Annotated in this window: 25 protein-coding genes and 4 tRNA genes; 13 read left to right on the top strand and 16 right to left on the bottom strand. The window is 56.7% G+C overall.

The annotated features are described in order from the left end of the window. Positions 1-30: 30 nt before the first annotated feature. Positions 31-1596, top strand: coding sequence for an ATP-dependent nuclease (locus tag P5706_RS10740; RefSeq protein ID WP_285679217.1), 1566 nt, complete (start codon positions 31-33; stop codon positions 1594-1596). Next, positions 1581-2612 carry a DEAD/DEAH box helicase gene (locus tag P5706_RS10735; RefSeq protein WP_285679216.1) on the top strand — a complete coding sequence of 344 codons (1032 nt, stop codon included), beginning with the start codon at positions 1581-1583 and terminating at the stop codon, positions 2610-2612. The genes P5706_RS10740 and P5706_RS10735 overlap by 16 nt, the downstream gene beginning before the upstream one ends. 76 nt (positions 2613-2688) lie before the next feature. Here P5706_RS10735 and P5706_RS10730 read toward each other — a convergent pair whose 3' ends face one another. The 3 genes from P5706_RS10730 to P5706_RS10720 all read right to left on the bottom strand — a co-directional run bounded on the left by P5706_RS10730 (position 2689) and on the right by P5706_RS10720 (position 4050). Then, positions 2689-3072 (bottom strand): hypothetical protein, encoded by a 384-nt coding sequence (locus P5706_RS10730; protein WP_258232368.1) that lies wholly within the window; start codon positions 3070-3072, stop codon positions 2689-2691. Positions 3073-3163: 91 nt separating this feature from the next. Then, the gene (locus P5706_RS10725) at positions 3164-3607 is read right to left on the bottom strand and encodes a hypothetical protein (protein WP_285679215.1); all 444 of its coding nucleotides are present in this window, start codon (positions 3605-3607) and stop codon (positions 3164-3166) included. Between the two features lie 47 nt (positions 3608-3654). Further along, a complete protein-coding gene (locus P5706_RS10720) occupies positions 3655-4050 on the bottom strand; it encodes a DUF6957 family protein (RefSeq protein WP_285679214.1) in 396 nt (131 codons plus the stop codon). 170 nt (positions 4051-4220) lie between these two features. Here P5706_RS10720 and P5706_RS10715 point away from each other — a divergent pair, with 170 nt between their 5' ends. Both P5706_RS10715 and P5706_RS10710 read left to right on the top strand, forming a co-directional pair. Then, positions 4221-4682, top strand: a complete 462-nt coding sequence (locus P5706_RS10715; protein ID WP_285679213.1) for a helix-turn-helix domain-containing protein — start codon at positions 4221-4223, stop codon at positions 4680-4682. A gap of 725 nt (positions 4683-5407) precedes the next feature. Next, positions 5408-5752 carry an endonuclease gene (locus P5706_RS10710; RefSeq protein ID WP_285679212.1) on the top strand — a complete coding sequence of 115 codons (345 nt, stop codon included), beginning with the start codon at positions 5408-5410 and terminating at the stop codon, positions 5750-5752. 31 nt (positions 5753-5783) lie between these two features. On the opposite strand, the gene P5706_RS10705 is transcribed toward P5706_RS10710, so the two are convergent. Continuing rightward, the gene (locus P5706_RS10705; protein ID WP_069786629.1) at positions 5784-6149 is read right to left on the bottom strand and encodes an SPOR domain-containing protein; all 366 of its coding nucleotides are present in this window, start codon (positions 6147-6149) and stop codon (positions 5784-5786) included. Positions 6150-6411: 262 nt separating this feature from the next. Here P5706_RS10705 and csrA point away from each other — a divergent pair, with 262 nt between their 5' ends. The 3 genes from csrA to P5706_RS10690 all read left to right on the top strand — a co-directional run bounded on the left by csrA (position 6412) and on the right by P5706_RS10690 (position 7454). Beyond that, positions 6412-6606 (top strand): carbon storage regulator CsrA, encoded by a 195-nt coding sequence (csrA, locus tag P5706_RS10700; protein ID WP_003192511.1) that lies wholly within the window; start codon positions 6412-6414, stop codon positions 6604-6606. A gap of 209 nt (positions 6607-6815) precedes the next feature. Next, on the top strand, positions 6816-7079 hold the full coding sequence (locus P5706_RS10695) for a hypothetical protein (RefSeq protein ID WP_200432886.1): 264 nt from the start codon (positions 6816-6818) through the stop codon (positions 7077-7079). Between the two features lie 93 nt (positions 7080-7172). After that, positions 7173-7454: a DUF1652 domain-containing protein gene (locus tag P5706_RS10690; RefSeq protein WP_200432887.1), complete on the top strand. Its 282-nt coding sequence runs from the start codon at positions 7173-7175 to the stop codon at positions 7452-7454. Positions 7455-7488: 34 nt separating this feature from the next. Here the strand turns inward: P5706_RS10690 and P5706_RS10685 are convergent, their stop codons facing one another. Then, on the bottom strand, positions 7489-8166 hold the full coding sequence (locus tag P5706_RS10685; protein WP_200432888.1) for an HAD-IA family hydrolase: 678 nt from the start codon (positions 8164-8166) through the stop codon (positions 7489-7491). A gap of 218 nt (positions 8167-8384) precedes the next feature. Here P5706_RS10685 and P5706_RS10680 point away from each other — a divergent pair, with 218 nt between their 5' ends. The 4 genes from P5706_RS10680 to P5706_RS10665 all read left to right on the top strand — a co-directional run bounded on the left by P5706_RS10680 (position 8385) and on the right by P5706_RS10665 (position 11637). Next, the gene (locus P5706_RS10680) at positions 8385-9155 is read left to right on the top strand and encodes an alpha/beta fold hydrolase (protein ID WP_285679211.1); all 771 of its coding nucleotides are present in this window, start codon (positions 8385-8387) and stop codon (positions 9153-9155) included. 110 nt (positions 9156-9265) lie between these two features. Continuing rightward, positions 9266-9526, top strand: a complete 261-nt coding sequence (locus P5706_RS10675; protein ID WP_056861265.1) for a DUF2790 domain-containing protein — start codon at positions 9266-9268, stop codon at positions 9524-9526. A gap of 42 nt (positions 9527-9568) precedes the next feature. Beyond that, the gene (locus tag P5706_RS10670) at positions 9569-10240 is read left to right on the top strand and encodes a heavy metal response regulator transcription factor (protein ID WP_017138758.1); all 672 of its coding nucleotides are present in this window, start codon (positions 9569-9571) and stop codon (positions 10238-10240) included. Next, the gene (locus P5706_RS10665; RefSeq protein WP_200432891.1) at positions 10237-11637 is read left to right on the top strand and encodes a heavy metal sensor histidine kinase; all 1401 of its coding nucleotides are present in this window, start codon (positions 10237-10239) and stop codon (positions 11635-11637) included. Before P5706_RS10670 ends, P5706_RS10665 begins: the two co-directional genes overlap by 4 nt. A 15-nt stretch (positions 11638-11652) precedes the next feature. Here the strand turns inward: P5706_RS10665 and pcp are convergent, their stop codons facing one another. The 6 genes from pcp to P5706_RS10635 form a co-directional block, all read right to left on the bottom strand. Next, a complete protein-coding gene (pcp, locus tag P5706_RS10660) occupies positions 11653-12294 on the bottom strand; it encodes a pyroglutamyl-peptidase I (RefSeq protein WP_285679209.1) in 642 nt (213 codons plus the stop codon). 7 nt (positions 12295-12301) lie between these two features. Beyond that, positions 12302-13252, bottom strand: coding sequence for a DUF979 domain-containing protein (locus tag P5706_RS10655; RefSeq protein WP_169988581.1), 951 nt, complete (start codon positions 13250-13252; stop codon positions 12302-12304). Further along, positions 13249-13965 carry a DUF969 domain-containing protein gene (locus P5706_RS10650; RefSeq protein WP_017138754.1) on the bottom strand — a complete coding sequence of 239 codons (717 nt, stop codon included), beginning with the start codon at positions 13963-13965 and terminating at the stop codon, positions 13249-13251. Before P5706_RS10650 ends, P5706_RS10655 begins: the two co-directional genes overlap by 4 nt. A 241-nt stretch (positions 13966-14206) precedes the next feature. After that, positions 14207-14632: a GNAT family N-acetyltransferase gene (locus P5706_RS10645; RefSeq protein ID WP_219268814.1), complete on the bottom strand. Its 426-nt coding sequence runs from the start codon at positions 14630-14632 to the stop codon at positions 14207-14209. Between the two features lie 59 nt (positions 14633-14691). Further along, positions 14692-14997 carry a hypothetical protein gene (locus tag P5706_RS10640; RefSeq protein ID WP_285679206.1) on the bottom strand — a complete coding sequence of 102 codons (306 nt, stop codon included), beginning with the start codon at positions 14995-14997 and terminating at the stop codon, positions 14692-14694. 583 nt (positions 14998-15580) lie between these two features. Further along, on the bottom strand, positions 15581-16702 hold the full coding sequence (locus tag P5706_RS10635) for an NADH:flavin oxidoreductase (protein WP_285679205.1): 1122 nt from the start codon (positions 16700-16702) through the stop codon (positions 15581-15583). 99 nt (positions 16703-16801) lie between these two features. On the opposite strand from P5706_RS10635, the gene P5706_RS10630 reads away from it, so the two are divergent. Beyond that, the gene (locus P5706_RS10630) at positions 16802-17218 is read left to right on the top strand and encodes a winged helix-turn-helix transcriptional regulator (protein ID WP_285679204.1); all 417 of its coding nucleotides are present in this window, start codon (positions 16802-16804) and stop codon (positions 17216-17218) included. Positions 17219-17334: 116 nt separating this feature from the next. On the opposite strand, the gene P5706_RS10625 is transcribed toward P5706_RS10630, so the two are convergent. Further along, a tRNA-Val gene (locus P5706_RS10625) sits at positions 17335-17411 on the bottom strand. Positions 17412-17595: 184 nt separating this feature from the next. Here P5706_RS10625 and P5706_RS10620 point away from each other — a divergent pair. Further along, positions 17596-18879: an NAD(P)/FAD-dependent oxidoreductase gene (locus P5706_RS10620; protein ID WP_017138749.1), complete on the top strand. Its 1284-nt coding sequence runs from the start codon at positions 17596-17598 to the stop codon at positions 18877-18879. A 230-nt stretch (positions 18880-19109) separates the two neighbouring features. Here P5706_RS10620 and P5706_RS10615 read toward each other — a convergent pair. From P5706_RS10615 to P5706_RS10600, 4 genes are all read right to left on the bottom strand, one after another. Then, a tRNA-Asp gene (locus tag P5706_RS10615) sits at positions 19110-19186 on the bottom strand. A gap of 105 nt (positions 19187-19291) precedes the next feature. Continuing rightward, positions 19292-19368: transfer RNA gene (locus P5706_RS10610), tRNA-Asp, on the bottom strand. Positions 19369-19423: 55 nt separating this feature from the next. Then, positions 19424-19499, bottom strand: a tRNA-Val gene (locus P5706_RS10605). A 107-nt stretch (positions 19500-19606) separates the two neighbouring features. Then, on the bottom strand, positions 19607-20371 hold the full coding sequence (locus tag P5706_RS10600; RefSeq protein WP_065911790.1) for an SDR family oxidoreductase: 765 nt from the start codon (positions 20369-20371) through the stop codon (positions 19607-19609). Position 20372 lies beyond the last annotated feature (1 nt).

Below are 20372 nucleotides of genomic sequence, written 5' to 3'. Positions count from 1 at the left end.
AAGAAATACAAGGTTTAATAAGGATAAAAAATGCCGGCCATCACCAAACTAATGCTTCGCAACTTCAAGCAGTTCCCTGAACTGGCAATGGATTTCAACCCAACAAAAAATGTGCTCATTGGGGACAATGAAACAGGCAAAAGTACAGTCCTACTCGCCATTGACCTCGTGAACAGCGCAAGCCGGAGCCGCGTGGAAACTCTCGGCCTAGAAGCACTTATAAACCGCCAAGCTGTAATGGACTTCCTCAGCGGAGAGAAAAAAATTTCTGGCCTACCTGAAGTGCTGGTTGATCTGTTCCTTGAGGATGGTGATAACCCGTACTTCCACGGCAAACAAAATCAACTTGGTGATAACTACGACGGTATACGAATGAGGATAGCCGTTCCAGATGACTACCACTTGGCTATCAAGCAGATGCTGGAGCACGATCCACAAAATTTCCCCTTCGAATACTATACCGTCACCTTCCACACCTTCGCAGGCGAGGGATTCAATAGCTATCGACGCCCTCTAAGGCACCTCCACTTGGACAGTTCTCGCATAGACAGCGAGTATGCTGCTAGGGAATACACCCGAACAGTGTTCGGACTTAGTGCAGAGATTCCAGAGCGGCATCGACTTGAAAATTTATATCGAAGAGGTAAAGAAGGTTTCCGCGATAGCCAACTAGGAGATTTAAACAAAAAGTTGCCGCCGTATGAATTTGGAATTCGTACAAGCACTCGAGCCAATCTAGAAACAGATTTGGTAATTACCAAAGATGGTATTTCAATCGAAAATCGCGGCAAGGGCGAGCAATGCTTCATTAAAACCGAATTTGCGCTAGGTCGTCACGATGCCCGAGGGGGCCTTGATGTTCTCCTGCTTGAGGAACCTGAGAACCATCTCAGCCACACCAACACGAAGAGACTGGTTGAACGCCTCGCACGTACTGAATCGACCCAGCTCTTCGTAGCGACTCATAGCAGCCACATCTGCTCCAGGCTCGATCTCCGACATGCGCTGCTTCTGGGGACATCTCAAAGCACAGGCACGCTCAAAGCACTCTCCGAAAAAACTGCTGGCTTTTTTATGAAGGCCCCTGACAACAACGTCTTGGAGTTCGCCCTATCCAAGAAGGTCATCCTGGTCGAAGGTGATGCAGAGTTCATTCTCATGGAGGAGCTTTATAAGCGAGTTTCCGGAGGTACAACCCCCCAGGCTGATCACGTACACATAATTTCGATTGGCGGCACTAGCTTCAAGCGCTACTTGGAGCTATCTAGACTCTTGAGCATCAAGGTTGCCGCGATCAGGGACAATGACAAGAATTACCAACAAAATTGCATTGACAACTATTCAGAGTATATAACCGATAGCGCCAAGATCTTTGCAGATAAAGACCCTAATCGCTATACATTCGAAGTCGGGATGTACCTCGACAACCAGAAGGTTTGCAATGAACTGTTCAGTGAGGAAAGGAAGACTCTGACCGTGCAGGAATACATGCTGAAGAACAAAGCTGAAGCGGCGTATGAGCTTCTAGAGGCCAACCACGAGAACCTCTATGTACCTGGCTACATCCAGGAGGCCGTGACATGGATAAGAAAGTAATATTCGCGGTAGCTGGCTCTGGAAAAACCAGCGAAATCATAAGCAGATTAGCGGAAAACAAACGCGCGATCATAATCACGTACACTGAAAATAATTTTAATCACCTCCGAAGCAAGGTGATTGGTAAGTTTGGGTACATGCCCAAACACATTACCGTGATGACCTATTTTTCATTTCTACATGGTTTCTGCTACCGCCCGCTTCTTCAGCAGAAAATGAAAACAAAAGGTCTCTACCTAAAGCTACCCTCCGATAAAGTAACACGCGCTCGGGATAAGATGTCTCACTATCGTCATCCCAGCGGGCGCCTCTACTACAACAGATTGGCAAAATTTCTCGAGGAGACAAAATCGCACCCTGATGTTATACGGCGCCTAGAGCGATTTTATGATCAAATATTTATTGATGAAGTCCAAGATTTTGCAGCAAACGACTTTAACTTGCTGATGGCGTTATCCCCGGTGAGGGCAGACGTTCTCTTAGTGGGCGACTTCTACCAGCACACGTTTGACACAAGCAGGGATGGCAACATCAACTCGAACCTTCACAGTAATATTGAGAAATACGAAAATAGGTTCCGCAATTCCGGGTATTTCATTGACAAGATAACTCTCCAAAAAAGCTGGAGATGCGGAACGACGGTTTGCGACTTTATCAGAGCCAACCTGAAGATAGAGATATTCCCAGTAAATGAACGACACACCGCGATAATCAACATTGAGGATCAGGCTCAAGCTGACGTGATCCATCGTGATAATAATATCGTGAAGCTATTCTACGACACGCATCACCGCTACGAATGCCATTCAAATAACTGGGGGGCATGCAAGGGTCTAGATCACTACGAGGACGTTTGTATAATCCTCAGCAAATCACAGTGGCAACAGTACCAAAACGTGCAGCTACACAAGATGAAATCAAGGACAAAAAATAAGCTTTATGTAGCGTGCACTCGTGCTCGCGGTAAAGTTTATTTCGCGCCAGGGTATCTATTTGCAGCATACAAAAAACCTTGAGACACTCAACAGCAGAGTTTCGATGTCTTTAACCTCCCGAGCACGCAATGCAACGCCCTCCTTGCTTGTGTGCCCCCTACTGCAGCACACGCGGAGATAAATGGTGCTGCCCTTTCGAGACCCGCAAATAGTCACGCAGGGACGCTCGCCCATTACCCCTCTGAAACGTCGCTAGTACGTACCGCGAGTTCTCCGTCGTCATCACCCAAAACCTCCCCTCACGTTCGACCTTCATCACGTCAGAAGTCCTGATCAGGTGGCCATCACCAAACCGCCCATACTGGTCTTTTCGCTTGTGACCAAACACCACACCGATGCCTGCGCGACACCTGATGGATACTCCGCAAAGGTACGCAGTGACCGGTATGTCGAAGCCTTGCTCTTGAGCCCTTATGATTCGCTTCAGATCAAAATCTGTATGGCGTTTTCCGTGAAAATTTACATCGAGGGTGTCTAGCATTTTTGCGCTCCGAAATGCAGTCCATATGGCGTTACCAAGAATTTCACACGCAACCAGTGGCGCTGGTATCGTGGGGGATTATTGGTAAATTTCAGGCTGATCGAATCATGGTTTCGAGAAAAATTGGCCGGCAGTTCTGTAGCAACTGAATTTGAAAACCTGGACGGTGTGAGTTGTGGTAAACAGCTCCACTGTCCACCTCCATCAGACTGACTTCAAAGTCGTTATCATCACCGACGGTCACCTTAACGACACGATCCATACGCCAGCCATCGCAGTTATTCATCCAGGGCGGGGTGACCACTTGCACGTCGACTATCACTTCCCCTGCACCTTGCTGCACAAGCATTTGCTGCAATCTGTGCTCACCTTCAATCATCCGTGTGAACTCGGTGCTGCGACCTTGCTCGGTGATTCGGACGGTCAGGTGATACCAGTGCGATCTAAGCACCCGTGACACACTCTGCCAGTGCATCAAGCCTTCGCCGAACAATCCTGGAACGCCAATAGCGTCTGAGTCTTCAGTTCTGAACATCAGGTGCCTCAGTTTTCTGCGGACGCAAAGCAGCCCGTTTGGTTAATTCAAAATAGAGAGAAGATCTCTTTGATGGCTGCTGATTTGCGATGACCCGGCCCGAGCAGCACATAGACGCTATTCCGAGTTTCGAAAAGAAAGCCGTCGTTGAACGCAGTGCCCATACTCGACCTGACCCAGTGGCCAGGCTCGAAACGGCGCTGCTCATCGTCCACGACTTTGTGGGCAAACATAAACATTGGCTGGCAACCGGCAGCGACTACTTTGGCTCGCTCCGCGTCAGTGACTATGGCGTCTAGGATTGTCCACTCCTCGACGGCGCATAGGGGCATCCATTTGTAGCGCTTTCTGGCCTCAGCGATGGCTTCGTCAACGGAGAGTTCGGAGCCATCTAGGCCGATTCCTGCGCCTTCTAACAGACCATTACCCTCGACACCACTCATTCGCTATTCCTTAATTGGCTTTAATTGACAACATCAAAACCCGCAAGAGAAGAATTTTTCAGTTGACTGCATTACGTGGCTACCCAAGCAAACCGCCACAACTATCAATATATAGATTTGTGTGGCGATAGGCAAACACGGCATACCGTCTCCTTTTGTAGGAATGGAAAATGTCGCTGCGCAAATCCTTCGCAGCAGCGCTTAAGCTGCTTCGCACATTACGTGGGTTGTCTCAGGTAGAGATTTCAAAGTCCGTTGTACAGTCCCATGTGAGTCAGCTCGAGACTGCGATTACCACCGCTACGGTCGACGTAAGCTACGAGCTTGCTACCGCCTTGGGCGTACAGCCATCGACATTATTCACACTAACGCTGGCCGCTCATGAGCAACGTACGGCCCGTGAAGTTCTACTAGGGTGCTTGGCTGAACTAGAAGAGTTGGATTTGGCGGACAGGCTTCTACCAACTGAGCCGCAACCGAAAATGACGCCCGCTATGATTGAGGCCAGGAGCAAGTGGGGAGCTGTACAGGAGCTAAAAGCAAAAGGACTTAGCCTCACCGAAGTCCGTAAGAGCCTTGGCCTGCCAGAGACCACCGTAAGGCGTCTCTGGCATAGGGAAATGAACGACTGATGTACTAATGTCGCCTATGAAATCGAACCATTACGCAAATTGCCAAGGCTTTTGCGTAGGCATATCCATGGCTCTATCGGCTCTCCATCGATACTGGAAAAAGAATAACGCTACAGATCCTGTACGGATGAGTGGGGGATGGAGCCGTTTTACCGCTAGCCAGCCCTATGCAACCGGCTCGGGCCGCTTGTCGCGAATTGAGGATTAAAACTCACCCACAGAGATGTCGAGGGCCAAACCAGACAGCCGATATGCATTTGCGGACGAGCCAAGCGATTCCGGAGTAGATACATCAGAAGCGGAAGCTACGATTTCTCTGTGTTCAGGGCAATCTTAGTATCTGATCAAGATCAGGATGCGGCCAAATCTCGTGAAAACGAATTTGCCTGACCAGTTCGGAAAAGTGAGCTAGTGGCAAATCGCGCCGATATCCGACGAACGGTAGATCGTGTGAACGCCTGCTGCAATGTAGCACTCCGACAACTGAGTTTCAGAATGAGAGTGAGCCAACTTCTGAATACGGCAGTGTGAGCTAGCGAAAATGCTGGTACGCCTAGCTGAGCTGGGGTGGAACGCAATAATACAAGAGATCAATGGTGATCTCATTTTAGGACGACGGGATGGCTGTTATCTGTCAACGTTGACAACGCATGCGGGCCACGATGACTTAGCTCAACCCCCCATTTCAAGGGCCTCTCAGGGAAGATCGAACCTTTTGTCAACGTTTGGTCACTACAGATAACAACATCAATGGCGACCGTAACAACTTCAGTTTTGGCTGGCTGCCGGCGCAACGTGGGCAGTACGGTTCATGCCTGACCCAGGTGGACTTCAAGGCCAAAAAAGTCATGCCGCGCCCGTCCATTCGCGGAATGATCGCTCGAACGTATTTTTACATGAGTAAACAATACGGCTTGCGCCTGTCTAAACAGGACCGCCAGTTGTATGAAGCCTGGAACAAGACCTACCCGGTGCAACCCTGGGAACGCCAGCGCAACCAGACGGTGGCGTGTGTGATGGGGCGCGGTAACGAGTTCGTCGGCCCGGTAAACCTTAAGACTTGCGGTTGAGCGTGGGCGGGGTTGCCGCCCACGCTGCGTGTTATTGCGCAGCCTTGTGCTCGATTACCTCTGATTCGGTATCGTTTTTCTTGGCACGTGCGAGCTTTTCGGTCAGCAGCGCCTGCTTGGCTTCAGCCTCGGCCTTGCTCGCGAACGGGCCCAGGTACACCTCGTCCTTGCCGTCTGTTTTGACGATATAGAAGTTGAAACCATGTTCGAGCAACCAGGCAGTCAGGTCGGTGATTGCTTGCAGCTTATGGCCCGGCGGGCCTACCCACACGTCCCATTCCTGAGCGGCAATCGCCCCGGTTTGTGGCTGGCTCTCGGTCACGGCAGGCTTGGCCTTGGGGGCATCGACCGGTTTACCTTCACCGCAACCGGCCAACGCCAACACCGCAATTGCCATCGCTACTTTACGCACTGCCCTGCTCCTTTAAGGATAAAGAGGCAACTTTATCATTCACTGTCTATTCTGGCCGTCATAAACGTTGGCTTAAACAATGCGAATGATGTATCGCAGACCTGTATGATGCCGCCATGGGAATTAATGTCGCCTCTATGCGTCCTAAAAGAGGCAGTCACAGGGAAGCGCTTAGCAGTAAGCTACACACATCCGACACCTGCCCTGTCTGAAACATGTGTCCTTAAAAGTAATCAAGGAGAAGTCCATGCTGATACTCACCCGCAAAGTTGGTGAAAGCATAAACATCGGTGATGACATTACGATCACCATCCTGGGCGTCAGCGGCCAGCAAGTACGAATCGGCATCAACGCACCCAAGGACGTTGCCGTGCATCGCGAGGAGATCTACCAGCGCATTCAGGCTGGCCTGACAGCTCCGGACAAAAACCAGACTCCTTGACGCTTCACTCAGTAGCCAGCCTTTTCGTTCACTGTGATGGCTGGCGAAAACCCTTCCGCCCGCTCGCGCTTTCCGCATGATCGGCGTGCTTTATGCTTTCAGCTACGCTGCAAGATGAAACTGTCTCGGCGACTGGAACTTGTTGCGTAATTTGCGGCCGAATCTCCTGACTATAACCCTACCATCAGTGTGCGTTCAGGAGCACGTCGATGAGGCCGATTGCAAAACAGCCGCTCGTCTCCAAGTCCTGGGGGATCGCCCTGCTCATAGGGCTGGCCTTCGTGGTGCTGGGATATGGCGTGAGGTTTGAGATTGAAACAGTCAGTGACCCCGTTAAACGCTCGTCGCTGGACCTGACACTCTTCCTGTGCGGCTATCTGTTCGTGTTCTGTCTGCAGCCTATCCAGAAAGCCATTCTGCGCAAATTATGCCAGCGTGCCGAGCAACGCGAGCACCCCAAGACTGCACGTTGATGGTCGCTAATCCGATATCAAATCGCCGGTATTTACAGGCCCGCGGCAGGATCTATGCTTGGGCCTGCACGGTCTCTGAAAGGCATTAAGCAGATGGATACCCTCAGCAAATCCCAAATCGAAGCGGCCCTGGCGGCACGTTTGCCCAGCTATGCGATCACCTGTACGTTACACGCTGACGGCACCCTTTCCGCCATCCTCAGTGGCCCGGAAACCGACCATTTCGCGATTACCGGCATCGTGCGCGCGCACTACCGGGGTGCAGAGGCGATTGCCCGGCTTGCCAATGAGATTCTCAAAGAAATGGTGCTATCGCGCCGAGGCATCAAGAGCAGCCGACTGCAGGCGCCGAACGATCCACCTGCCTGCGCATAAAGCCGAGACCGATAACGGGCTCGGCTTTTTCGTTTCAGTCCTCCACACGCTGTAAGCGCAATTTACCTTCTGCGTCGCGCATAACCTGCAGCCGCTGATAGTCGTCAATGCAGGCATGCGCCGTGACGATGGGCGTCAGGTGTGTTGCGGTGACGACCAGCACGTCCGCGCCGGCCGCCTCCCCGGCGCGAATGCCTACCGCAGCGTCTTCGAACACCAGGCACTCTTGCACCGGCACACCCAGACGCTGGGCGCCCAGCACGTAGCAGGCAGGATCCGGCTTGCCGCTGGCAACGTCCTCGGCGGTCACCAGCACGGCTGGGGGTGCAATGCCTGCCGCAGCCAGGCGCCGTAACGCCAGTTCCCTGGGCGCAGACGTGACCAGTGCCCATTGATCGCCAGGCAAGCCATTTAGAAACTCGCCAGCGCCGCGAATCGCCACCACGCCCTCGACATCGTTGATTTCCGCCTCGGTAATCCACTGTGCTTCAACTTCGGGATCCACACCCGGCAGCGCTTGACGGGTAATAGTGTCAATGGCGCGTGCGCCATGAATGGTGGCGAGGAACGCCGCCACCTCCAGGCCGTGGCGTTCGGCCCAAATGCTCCATACACGCTCGGCGGCGGCGATGGAGTTGAGCAGGGTGCCGTCCATATCGAACAGGAAGGCGCGGTAACGTTGGGTAAATACGGCTGGACCTCGGATGGACACTGCGTGGCTTCCTCATAGGCGGTAACAAATAATCGGCCCGATGCAATCTACGGGTCACCTTCTCGCTTGTAAACGCCAGTAGCACCTGGCGAACCTGGCGTTTGGATTACAGGTTTGTAATGAACCTGTAAGCCTTGTCAGCACCCTCGCTTCATACAGTGGCGTCGTCAGTCACCCACACCGGGTGGCACAACTTCCCACTGATGAAGGGCCGCACGATGAAACCTGCTAGCAAACTCTGCCTGATCGCCGCCAGCCTGTTGATGCTGGGTACCGGCGCCGCCATGGCCGGCACCGTCGCGCCGGTCAAAGCCAACAACGTGGTGCTGGTGCACGGTTCCTGGGCTGACGGCTCGAGCTGGTCCGAGGTGATCACGCGCCTGCAGGCCGCCGGGCTGCATGTGACCGCCGTACAGAACCCACTGACTTCGGTGGCCGATGACGTCGCCGCCACCAACCGCGTACTGGATCAGCAGGACGGCCCTACCGTGCTGGTCGGTCACTCCTACGCCGGCACCGTGGTCAGCGACGCCGGGGCGAACCCCAAGGTCAGCTCGCTGGTGTATGTGGCCGCGCGCGCGCCGGACGCCAACGAAGACTTCGTCGCCCTGTCTGCCAAGTACCCCAGCACGCCGGTGCGCGCCGGTGTCGTCGAGCACGACGGTTACCTGACGCTGAACCAGGACGCCTTCCTCAAGTACTTCGCCGCTGACGTACCGCGCGCCAAAGCCCTGGAGCTGTTCGCCGTACAACAGCCCATCGCCAAGACCCTGTTCAGCGGCCGCACGGTGAATGCCGCCTGGCACACCAAGCCGTCCTGGTACGCCGTGTCGAGCAATGACCAGACCATCAATCCGGACCTGGAGCGTTTTCTGGCCAAGCGCATGAACGCCACCACCATCGAACTGCCGTCGAGCCACTTGTCGCTGGTGTCCCACGCCAAGGAAATCACCGACCTGATCCTTGAAGCGTCCGGCCGCCAGCCTTAAGCCACGCATTACAAACTTGTCATCATCCTGTTGGTTGGCTGTTTGGGGTGCCTGGTTACTGTGAACTCACTGCCAACCCCGGCAGCCAACCCTTAAAGAGAGCTACTGCCATGAAACTGTTTATCTTGGGCTTTGCCGCTTTGCTTGCCACCGGTTCTGCGTTCGCTGCCGACACCGCCCCGGACGCTAACGTGATCCACGACAAAACCGGCTTCTTCGTGCACCTGGACGTCGCCAAAGTGCTGTCGAGCACCGACACCTACGGCCAATGCGGGATCGTCCCGGCGCAACTCAAATACCTCGACTCCCAGGACCGCGAACATGTGCTGGACTACCAGGTGCAAGGCATTGGTTGCGCCAGTGACAATTGATCCGGCTACACTTGCGCAACGCAGCGAACCAGGGCACTTCCCATGAACATCCTCGTAGTCGAAGACGAACCCAAGGCCGGCAATTACCTGCTCAATGGCCTGCAGGAACTGGGTTACTCGGTGAGCCTCGCCCGCGACGGCGTAGACGGCTTGCACCAGGCGCTGGAAACGCCGTTCGACGTGATCGTGCTGGATGTGATGATGCCGAAAATGGACGGCTGGGAAGTGCTGCGCCGCCTGCGCAAAGAGGCCGACACGCCGGTGCTGTTCCTCACCGCCCGCGATGACATCGCCGACCGCATCAAGGGCCTGGAGCTGGGCGCCGACGATTACCTGATCAAACCCTTCTCCTTCGCCGAACTGGTCGCACGCTTGCGCACCCTGACGCGTCGCGGCCCGAGTCGCGAAGAAGAGCAACTGCACATCGCCGACCTGCAGATCGACGTGCTCAAACGCCGCGTCACCCGCGGCGGCACGCGCATTACCTTGACCAACAAGGAATTCGCCCTGCTGCACCTGTTCGCCACGCACCAGGACCAGGTGTTATCACGCTCGATGATTGCCTCGCGGGTCTGGGACATGAACTTTGACAGCGACACCAATGTGGTCGACGTCGCCGTGCGGCGCCTGCGCCTGAAAATCGACGACCCATTCCAGCTCAAATTGATCCACAGCGTGCGGGGCATCGGCTACCGCTTCGACACCCAGCCATGAACCCTCGCCGCCATTATTCGCTGACCCTGCGCCTGGCGTTGATCTTCGCCCTGCTCGCCTTCGCCCTGCTCGCCACCCTGGGCGTTGCGTTGTACCGCGAGCTTGAGCGTGAACTGATCAAGCGTGACGACGCCGCGCTGATCTATCGCGCCGACCAGTTGCGCAACCTGCTCAACGACAGTAATACCCTGGACCTGATCAAGACCAAGCCGGAGCTGTTCAAGAACATGCTGGGCAACAGCGAGTCGGTGCTGAGCATCGCGGCGCCGGGGCAAAAGCCGTTGCTGCTGGTAAACCCGGGCAATATTTCAATGCCGAACGTGTCGCCTGTGCCCACCAACCGTGAGCTGGGGTTTGCCGATGTGCACCATCTACCCGGCGTGAATGGCGTGCCCTTCGCCACGGTGGCGGCGTCCATCGACTCGGGCGACCTGGGCAGCCTGCAAGTCACCACCGGGCGCTTGATGACCGAACGCACGGCGATGCTCGCCAGCTATCGCTTGAGCGTATTTATCCTCGCCAGTATCGCTGCGGTTATTCTCGCCATCGTCAGCTACCTGCTGGTACATCGTGGGCTGGTGCCGCTGCGACGCCTGGCGGTGCATACCCAAGGTATCGGCGTGGGCAACCTGGCCGAACGCCTCGACAGCCACGGCGCGCCCAAAGAACTGCTGCCGATGATCGACGCCTTCAACACCATGCTTGAACGGTTGGCCAAGGGTTTTGTACAGCTGGGCCAGGTATCCACCGACATGGCCCATGAACTGCGCACGCCGATCAACAACTTGCTGGGGGAAACCCAGGTCGCCCTGCAACAGAGCCGTAATGTGGAGAGCTACCAGCAACTGCTGGCCTCCAATGTGGAGGAACTCGAACGCCTGGCGCGAATGCTCGACAACATGCTGTTCCTCGCCCGTACCGACCCGGCCAGCGCACTGCGCCAACGCCAGGAACTGAGTGCGGCGGATGAAGTGGAGCGCATAGCGGACTACTTCGAAGGGTTGGCGAGCGATGTGGATATTCACATTCAGGCCGAGGGCGAAGGCCTGATCTGGGCCGAACCGATGCTGTTACGCCGCGCCTTGGCAAATTTGTGTGCAAACGCCATCAAGTACGGCGCACCCAGTTCGCAGTTGCTGATTCAGGCCATTCCAGATGCCGAAGGCATCAACCTGCGCGTCAGCAACCAGGGGCAGACCATTCCCGCCGAGCATTTGCCGCGCCTGTTCGAGCGTTTTTACCGGGTGGATGAGTCACGGGAACGCTCGGCCCAATCCAATGGGCTGGGGCTGTCGATTGTGGCGACCATCATGCAGTTGCATAACGGCCGCTACCGGGTCACCAGTGAGGCTGGGGTGACGTGTTTTGAATTGTTCTTTCCCAGCCGCGAAGCCTGAACACCGCGAGCCGGGTCAACTGACCTGGCCACCGGCCTGCACCACATCCACCCGTGTGTTCCATGCCACCTGCACCGCCAGGCGCAAGCCTTCAACGGTTGTCGCCAATGGCATCGATGCCAGCCCAGTCCCCACCACCTGCTCCGGCAGGTTCGGCACATGGATGAACCCACTGCGAACATCTGTGCCGGCCAGCGCGTGCTGCAACAGATAAAACACCTGATTACACACAAAGGTGCCCGCCGTCTGCGAAACCGCCGCAGGCACCCCGGCCTCGCGCAACGCCTTGACCATGGCCTTGATCGGCAGTGTGCTGAAATACGCCACCGGCCCGTCGAACACCACAGGCGTATCGACGGGTTGTGCACCCAGGTTGTCGGGGATGCGCGCGTCGTTAACGTTGATCGCCACCCTCTCCATGGAAATGCTACTGCGCCCAGGCCCGAGGCCCGTAGCGATCACCATCGCCGGGCGCAATTGCGTGATCCACTCAGCCAGGCACTCCCCCACCAAGGCAAATGCACAGGGCAGTCGACGCGCAACAATCTGCACATCCTCGCCCAGTAGCATCCCATCCAACTGGCGTACAGCCTCCCACGATGGGTTGACCGGGTCTTGATCAAAGGGCTCGAAGCCCAGCAACAATAAGGTTTGCATCCTCGCCTCACATCAACAGATAGAGCAGCACAATATTGACCACCAGCATCATCAGTGCCGTGGGCAGTTGCGCCTTGATAACCGCGTTCTTGTCCGGCAACTCCAGCAAGGCCGCCGGGACAATATTGAAGTTGGCCGCCATCGGCGTCATCAACGTGCCGCAATAGCCGGAGAACATGCCAATCGCCGCCATTACCGCCGGGTTGCCGCCATAGATGCCCACCAGCACCGGCACGCCGACACCACCGGTCATCACCGGGAACGCCGCAAAACCATTGCCCATGATCACGGTAAACAGCGCCATGCCCAATACATACACCATCACCGCCACCAGCTTGAAGTCCAGGTTGATGTAGGTGGTAGTGACATGGGCAACCGCGGTGCCCACCCCGGCTTCATTGAACAGCAAGCCGAGCATGGCGAGCATCTGCGGGAGCACCATGGCCCAGCCCAAGGCTTCGGTCAGGCGCCGGGACTCGCGCAAGGCTTGCACAGGCGTGTCGCGGGTCAACCAACAGGCCAGGCCGAGGGCGATCAGGCAGCCGATGCCCAAGGAGACAAAAGTGGTGTTTTTCGGGTCCAGCAATGGCACGCCACCGATTTCGGTGTGCTTGAGCAATACCGAGCCAATCACGGTGGTCAGCGGAATGGCCAACGCCGGGATAAACAGCTTGTGGCCAAGCCGACCGGCACTGGCGCGGGCAGACTTGTCATGCAACTGGGCATGCACGCCTCGCCCCACGCCGCCCAAACCTGCGATCAACGCCATCACCACCACGCCAACGCCAATAACCACCGGCGGCAAACGCTCCCCGACCAGGAACGGAATGGCAAACAGCAACCAGAATACCGCGCTGGACCAGCGCTTGGGATGGGTACGATCCAGCAGGATCATACCTGCGGTAATCAACAGCAGAATGCCGGCAAGCCAGTACAGGTACTCAATCGAGATAATCATTGCGCAGACTCCACCGGCGTGGCGACGGGCGTCATCTCGCGGGTAAGCCTTCGGTCGAACCGGTGCAGGCGAATCGCATGGATGATAAACGCACAGATCGCCGTCGGAATGCCCCACACCGCAATGTGCAACGGCTCCACATCAATCCCAGAGCCGAGCAGGAAGGTGTGCATCAGCGCAATCGCACCAAAGGCAACAAAGATGTCTTCGCCGAAAAACAGCCCGACGTTATCGGTCGCCGCACACATGGCCAGCACCTTGTGGCGCAGCTTGTCCGGCAGCTTGCCGTAGCGTTTTTCCGCTGCACCTTCGGCCATCGGCGCCAACAACGGGCGCACCATCTGCGGATGCCCGCCCAGGCTGGTGAGGCCCATGGCTGCGGTGGACTCGCGCACGAACAGGTAGATGATCAACAAGCGCCCGACAGTGGCGCGCTCAAAGCGGGCGATCCAGTTCTGTGCATGCAGGCGCAGGCCATGGCGCTCCAGCAGGCCGATAACGGCCAGGGGCAGCAACAGGATCAATTGCAGGGCGCGGGTCTGAAGGAAACCTTCGCCCATGCTGGCGAGGATCTTTTCCAGCGGGAAGTGGGCGGCAAGCCCGGTGGCGATAGCGGCGGCGGTCACCACCAGCAACGGATTGAAGCGCAAGACAAAGCCAACCACGATGACAAGTACGCCGATCAACGGCCATAGGTTCACAACAGTTTGCATGACGATGAAGTCCTAGAATGCGCGCTGCGGCGCCATGACGGCAGGATGTGAACAAAGGGTTCACAGCATGAAAGTGGCGTGCAGCCCGACGTGGTTTTTATTGTTGACCTGGAAGGTCGAGCGTCAGTGGCGGCAACTGTGCTGCTTGGGGGCGGGAGGTGTCCAACAAGAAAAATTGTTGCTGCAGACCAATAAATTTTGTCGGTGATGGGCGCCGGATGACACGGTGCCCTGCGGGCGTTTAACTCAAGCGTTTGTGGAAAAAATGCCGCTGATGGCCCGGTGGGAAATCGGCAATGTGGCCAAATTCAGTAAAGCCCTGCTTGCGATAAAACCCGGGCGCCTGGAAGCTGAAAGTGTCCAGCCAGATGCCCTCGCATCCGCGCTCACGGGCCAAGTCTTCAGCCGCGCGCATCAATCGCGTGCCCGTGCCTTGGGTGCGCATCTGCTCGGGAATGCTCAAGAGCTCGATGAACAACCATCCATAGGAAATCTCCCCGTAAAGACCACCCACTACCTCTTGGGAGGTAGGATCACGCAGCAAAATGCCGACTGTTTCAAACGCCATTTTGCCGGTGTGGCTGCGGTTGTAGGCCCTCAGCGGTTTGAGAATGGCCTCACGCTCCTGCGCCGTTACGTCGAACGATACTTCCATTGCCAATTCCATCACAGACTCCCTGGGTTGAATTCAATCGCCGTACAGTATGCCTTCAGCGCGGCAGACAGTCAGAGCTGCTTGAGCGTTTCCCGCTGCACCTCCTGCAAGCCAGCCTCAGTGATTTTTTTCCAATCGCTTTCAGTCACAGCCTGCGTGCTTTCACTTTTTCGCGTCACCACGTTCAACGTGGTTTGGCCGGGAGTTTCAATACGCAGATGGGATTTGTTGGTGACGTCTACGGAGAAGAATCCTGGGCTAAACCAAGACCAGAACTCAACGATATGCACCTTTACAGGTGCCGCATCCGCAGTGCCCGGTTCGGTGACTACTTGGTAACCCGCCTGCTTGTACGCAGCGGCAACCGACTCATTCACCAACTGGGAAACGGTACGACCGGGACCGGTCGATGGCGAGTGTACCTAGAAGATGGCACTTCAGCATTACTCGCAAAATGCTAAAAGCAGACGATTTGCGCGTGTGCCCGCAGCATTTAGTTAGGGCGTTCAATGTCATACGTTTCAAGGTTGCCGGGGCTGCTTCGCAGCCCAACGCAGGGCAAGCCTGCTCGCCACAGTTACAGCCCGCAATGGTAGGGATAACTGCACTCAGTCGCATAGGAGCGGCTTGACCGTGGGGAATCCGATTCCGGGCCTATACTCATTGAAGTGCTGCGCGGTCCTGCGCAGCGCTCAGCGCAGTATTGCCGATGGAGACAGCCGCTATGTACGCCGGACAAACGAGTATGGCGACAACAAATGGTGAGATACGGTGCCAGATGTTTGCACAGATTATCTGCCTGTTATCGGTGGCTACGCTTTTCTGCTAAACCACTTCTGAGCGCAGTAAACCGCAAAGCGGTATGGGCAGGTATTGCCAAAATTCCAGCCAAAAAAAAGAGCCCACCTTCCGGTGAGCCCTTCAACACTCAAGGTTTTGCACGTGCCAGAGGTGTAAAAATCAGGCCAGTTCGGCCAGGTCTTTCACGTCAAAAGGCTTCAAGTCGGCCGAGTTGCCCGATTGGATTTTCTTGACCCATTGCGCGTCACTCAGCAGTGCTCGCCCAACCGCGATCAAGTCGAACTCCTCTTTCTCCAACCGCTGCACCAAGTTGTCGATCGCTGCCGGTTGGGAGCTTTCGCCGCTGAAGGCGCCGAGGAAGTCGCCGGACAACCCCACAGAGCCGACACTGATCGTTGCAGCGCCCGTCAGCTTTTTGGCCCAGCCGGCAAAATTCAGTCCCTGCTCGCCGTCCAGTTCCGGGAACTCGGCTTCCCAGAAGCGCCGTTGAGAGCAATGCAAAACGTCCACGCCGGCTTCCACCAGTGGCACCAGCCAATCGGACATGCTTTCAGGCGTTGTCGCCAAACGGGCGCTGTAATCCTGTTGCTTCCACTGACTCAGCCGCAGAATCACCGGGAAATCCGGCCCAACGGCTACACGTATGGCCTTGACCACTTCTGCTGCGAACCGTGAGCGCTCCTTGATCGTTGCGCCGTTGAAGCGGTCGGCGCGTTCATTCGTACCTGTCCAGAAAAACTGGTCGAGCAGGTATCCGTGGGCACCGTGTATTTCGACCGTATCAAACCCCAGCCGCTTGGAGTCAGCGGCGGCCTTGGCGAATGCCGCAATGGTATCGGCAATCGCCTCATCATTCATGGCTTGCCCCAGGGGTTTCTGCGGGCCGGCAAGCCCGGACGGGCTCTCGAACCCACCGGCGGGTGCCCAGTCTTCCTGGAAACTGGGCGCAGCCCCAACGTGCCAAATCTGTGGGCCCATTTTGCCACCGGCACTGTGAACACCGTCGATGACTGCCTTCCAGCCTGCGAGTGATTCATCGCCATGGAAAAACGGGATCCCCGACATATTGCGTGCGCCAGGACGATCCACCACGGTCCCCTCAGACAGAATCAACCCGACTTGGTTTTCCGCACGCTTGCGGTAATACGCGGCGATTTGTTCGTCAGGAACACCGCCTTTGGCGAAAGCGCGCGTCATAGGGGCCATTACAATTCGATTCTTCAGGGTCAAAGACTTGATCGTGAATGGCTGAAACAGCGAGTCGAGATTCGTAGAACTCATGAAAAGATGCTCCGAGCAAAAGGAGATCACATGGTATAAGTTGTATACCTAATATCAATAAGGCACTTAAAAGTGCTCAGGTATAGCCGAGGAAACTACATGCAGGAACAAAGTCTTCAGGCGTTGGAGCAAAACAAGAGCCCTCCCGACGTCTACGCCGCTGATTGCTCAAGCCGGATATTGCTCGACCAGATCGCGGACAAGTGGTCCGTATTGATACTGGCAACGCTGTGTAAAAGCCCGCTGCGGTTCAATGAAATCAGGCGTCGACTCGATGGCATTACGCAAAAAGCGCTCACGCAAAGCCTGCGTCGCCTGGAGCGCAATGGCATTTTGTCGCGCCGCGTCATCCCCTCTTCTCAAGTCGCCGTCGAGTACAGCGTTACCGACCTGGGGCATACGTTGGAAGAGCCATTTCGCGCGCTATACAGGTGGACGGTCCAACACTCTGAGGCGGTGATGAACGCCCAGGCGGCATTCGATAAGCTTGCAGAAGAGCAGCAGCACGACGGGTAAAAGCACAACAATGGCGGCGGGAGTCTTGAGAAGGGAGGTTTACAAATCGCAGGCAACAAAAAAGGGCCCACCTTTCGGTGAGCCCTTCCAGACCGCCCAGCAGAGCGGATTTTGTTTGGTAGGCGCGATTGGACTCGAACCAACGACCCCCACCATGTCAAGGTGGTGCTCTAACCAACTGAGCTACGTGCCTGCTGTGAGGCGGCATTCTACGGAATTCCGAAGGTGTGTCAACATCTTTTTTGCAGCTAACCCTATGAATATGCGAATTTTTTACCGGAGCCGGATGCGTCCGGGATTTTCGGGTGGCTGGCAGGCAAATTTCAACTCAGGTAGGATCGGCGCACTCGTAAAAAATATAAAACAGAGGTTCCAGGATGGCGAACACCCCCTACCCCCAGTCGTATTACGCCGCGTCCGCGAATGCGGTTCCGCCACGCCCGGTGCTGCAAGGTGAAGTCGAAACCGATGTCTGCGTGATTGGCGCCGGTTACACCGGCCTGTCCAGCGCGCTGTTTCTGCTGGAGAACGGTTTTCGCGTGACGGTACTGGAAGCCGCCAAGGTCGGCTTTGGCGCCTCGGGCCGTAATGGCGGGCAGATCGTCAACAGCTATAGCCGCGACATCGACGTGATCGAACGCAGCGTCGGCCCCAAGCAGGCGCAACTGCTGGGGCAGATGGCGTTTGAGGGCGGCAGGATCATTCGTGAGCGCGTGGCCAAGTATCAGATCCAGTGCGACTTGAAGGACGGCGGCGTGTTCGCTGCACTCAACAGCAAGCACATGGGCCACCTGGAGTCGCAGCAGCGCCTGTGGGAGCGCTACGGCCATACGCAGCTTGAGTTGCTGGATGAGCGCCGTATCCGCGAAGTGGTGGCCTGTGACAACTATGTCGGCGGCCTGCTGGACATGAGCGGCGGCCATATTCACCCGCTCAACCTGGCACTGGGTGAGGCGGCTGCCGTGGAGTCGCTGGGCGGCACCATCTACGAGCAGTCGGCGGCGGTGCGCATCGAGCGCGGCGCCAACCCTGTGGTACACACCGCCGAGGGCAAGGTCAGGGCCAAGTTCATCATCGTCGCGGGCAATGCCTACCTGGGCAACCTGGTGCCGGAGTTGGCGGCCAAGTCGATGCCGTGCGGCACCCAGGTCATCACTACCGCCCCGCTGGGCGATGAATTGGCCAAGACTTTGCTGCCGCAGGATTACTGCGTCGAAGACTGCAACTACCTGCTCGACTACTACCGCCTGACCAGCGACAAACGCCTGATTTTCGGCGGCGGCGTGGTGTATGGCGCACGCGACCCGGCCAACATCGAAGCGATCATTCGCCCGAAGATGCTCAAGGCCTTCCCGCAGCTCAAGGACGTGAAGATCGATTACGCCTGGACCGGCAATTTCCTGCTGACCCTGTCGCGCCTGCCACAGGTGGGTCGCCTGGGCGACAACATCTATTACTCCCAGGGCTGCAGTGGCCACGGCGTGACCTACACGCACCTGGCTGGCAAGGTGCTGGCAGAAGCGTTGAGAGGCCAGGCAGAGCGTTTTGACGCGTTTGCCGACCTGCCGCACTACCCATTCCCGGGCGGGCAGCTGTTGCGCACACCGTTTGCGGCGCTGGGCGCGTGGTATTACGGGCTGCGGGATAAGCTGGGGTTCTGATTGCGATAGCTGGCTGCCGACGATGGCCTTACCTTGGACCGAGGTGAAGCTATCGCAGGCAAGCCAGCTCCCACATTGACCAGTGGCAGCTGCAGAAGAAGCTCAAGCCAAAATATCAAATCGCAGACACAAAAAACCCCGGTCTTTCGACCAGGGTCTTTGCTATCGGGTCAAAGCAGCTTAACGCTTGCTTTGTGCTCCAAGGCGTTCAGTGGGCCTTGAAGCAGATATGGCGCAGCGGACGGGACTCGAACCCGCGACCCCCGGCGTGACAGGCCGGTATTCTAACCGACTGAACTACCGCTGCGTATCGCTTGACCAGTTGAGCGTAAACCCTCAACTGCCTTTAAACATCTGACTGATCAGCCTAAGCGTTTCAATCTCAAACCCGACAAATCGGACCTGGAAAATATGGCGCAGCGGACGGGACTCGAACCCGCGACCCCCGGCGTGACAGGCCGGTATTCTAACCGACTGAACTACCGCTGCGCGTCGGTGCAACCTTTAACGTTGCGTCTTGCCCTAAGGCAAAACTCTCAAGAAGTGGTGGGTGATGACGGGATCGAACCGCCGACCCTCTGCTTGTAAGGCAGATGCTCTCCCAGCTGAGCTAATCACCCTTTGCTCCGTTGAGGCCGCGAAATTTACGCAGGTAGCGGACCTAAGTCAATAGCCTGCTTGAAGTTTTTCTGAAAAAGACAAAATTGCTTCAAGACGGCTACCCGCCCTACTCGCTGTAAATCATCTTCTTGCTCATGCCGCCGTCGACCACAAACTCCTGCCCGGTGACAAACCCTGCCTGACGCGACAGCAGCCACGCCACCATCGCCGCCACGTCCTCAACTGTGCCCACCCTGCCCGCCGGATGCTGGGCATGATCGGCATCGGTCAAAGGCTCGGCACGCCGCGCCGCAGGATCACGCGCATCGATCCAGCCAGGGCTGACGGCATTGACCCGCACCTCTGGCCCAAGACTCATGGCCAGCGCGTGAGTCAGGGCCAGCAGCCCGCCCTTGCTCGCCGCGTAAGCCTCGGTGTCGGGCTCCGATTGACGCGCGCGGGTCGAGGCCAGGTTGACGATCGCACCGCCATGGGCACGCAGGTACGGCGCACAGTGCTTGGCCAGCAACATCGGCCCACTGAGGTTCACCGCCAGCACGCGGTTCCAGTACGCCAGGTCGAGGCTTTCGAGGGTGATATTGCGCGGGTCGGCCACTGCGGCGTTGCACACCAACGCGTCCAGGCGACCAAACTGGCCGAGCACTTCGGCAACGCCCTGGGCGACCTGCTTCTCGTCTGCCACGTCCATGGTGATAAACCAGGCGTTGTCACCCAGCACCTTGGACACCTTGGAGCCGCGCTCGCGGTCCAGGTCGGTCAACACCACCTGCCAGCCTTCGCTGATCAGCCACGCCGCGATTCCGAGGCCAATGCCCCGGGCGGCGCCCGTCACCAGCGCAACACGGCCGTTACCGGCCGCTGCTGTTTCCATG

This window comes from Pseudomonas sp. ChxA, from assembly GCF_030263855.1.
Taxonomy (GTDB): Bacteria; Pseudomonadota; Gammaproteobacteria; order Pseudomonadales; family Pseudomonadaceae; genus Aquipseudomonas; species Aquipseudomonas fluorescens_CB.
The sequence above is the reverse complement of the archived record's forward strand: the minus strand, read 5'-3'. Positions and strand labels throughout refer to the sequence as shown.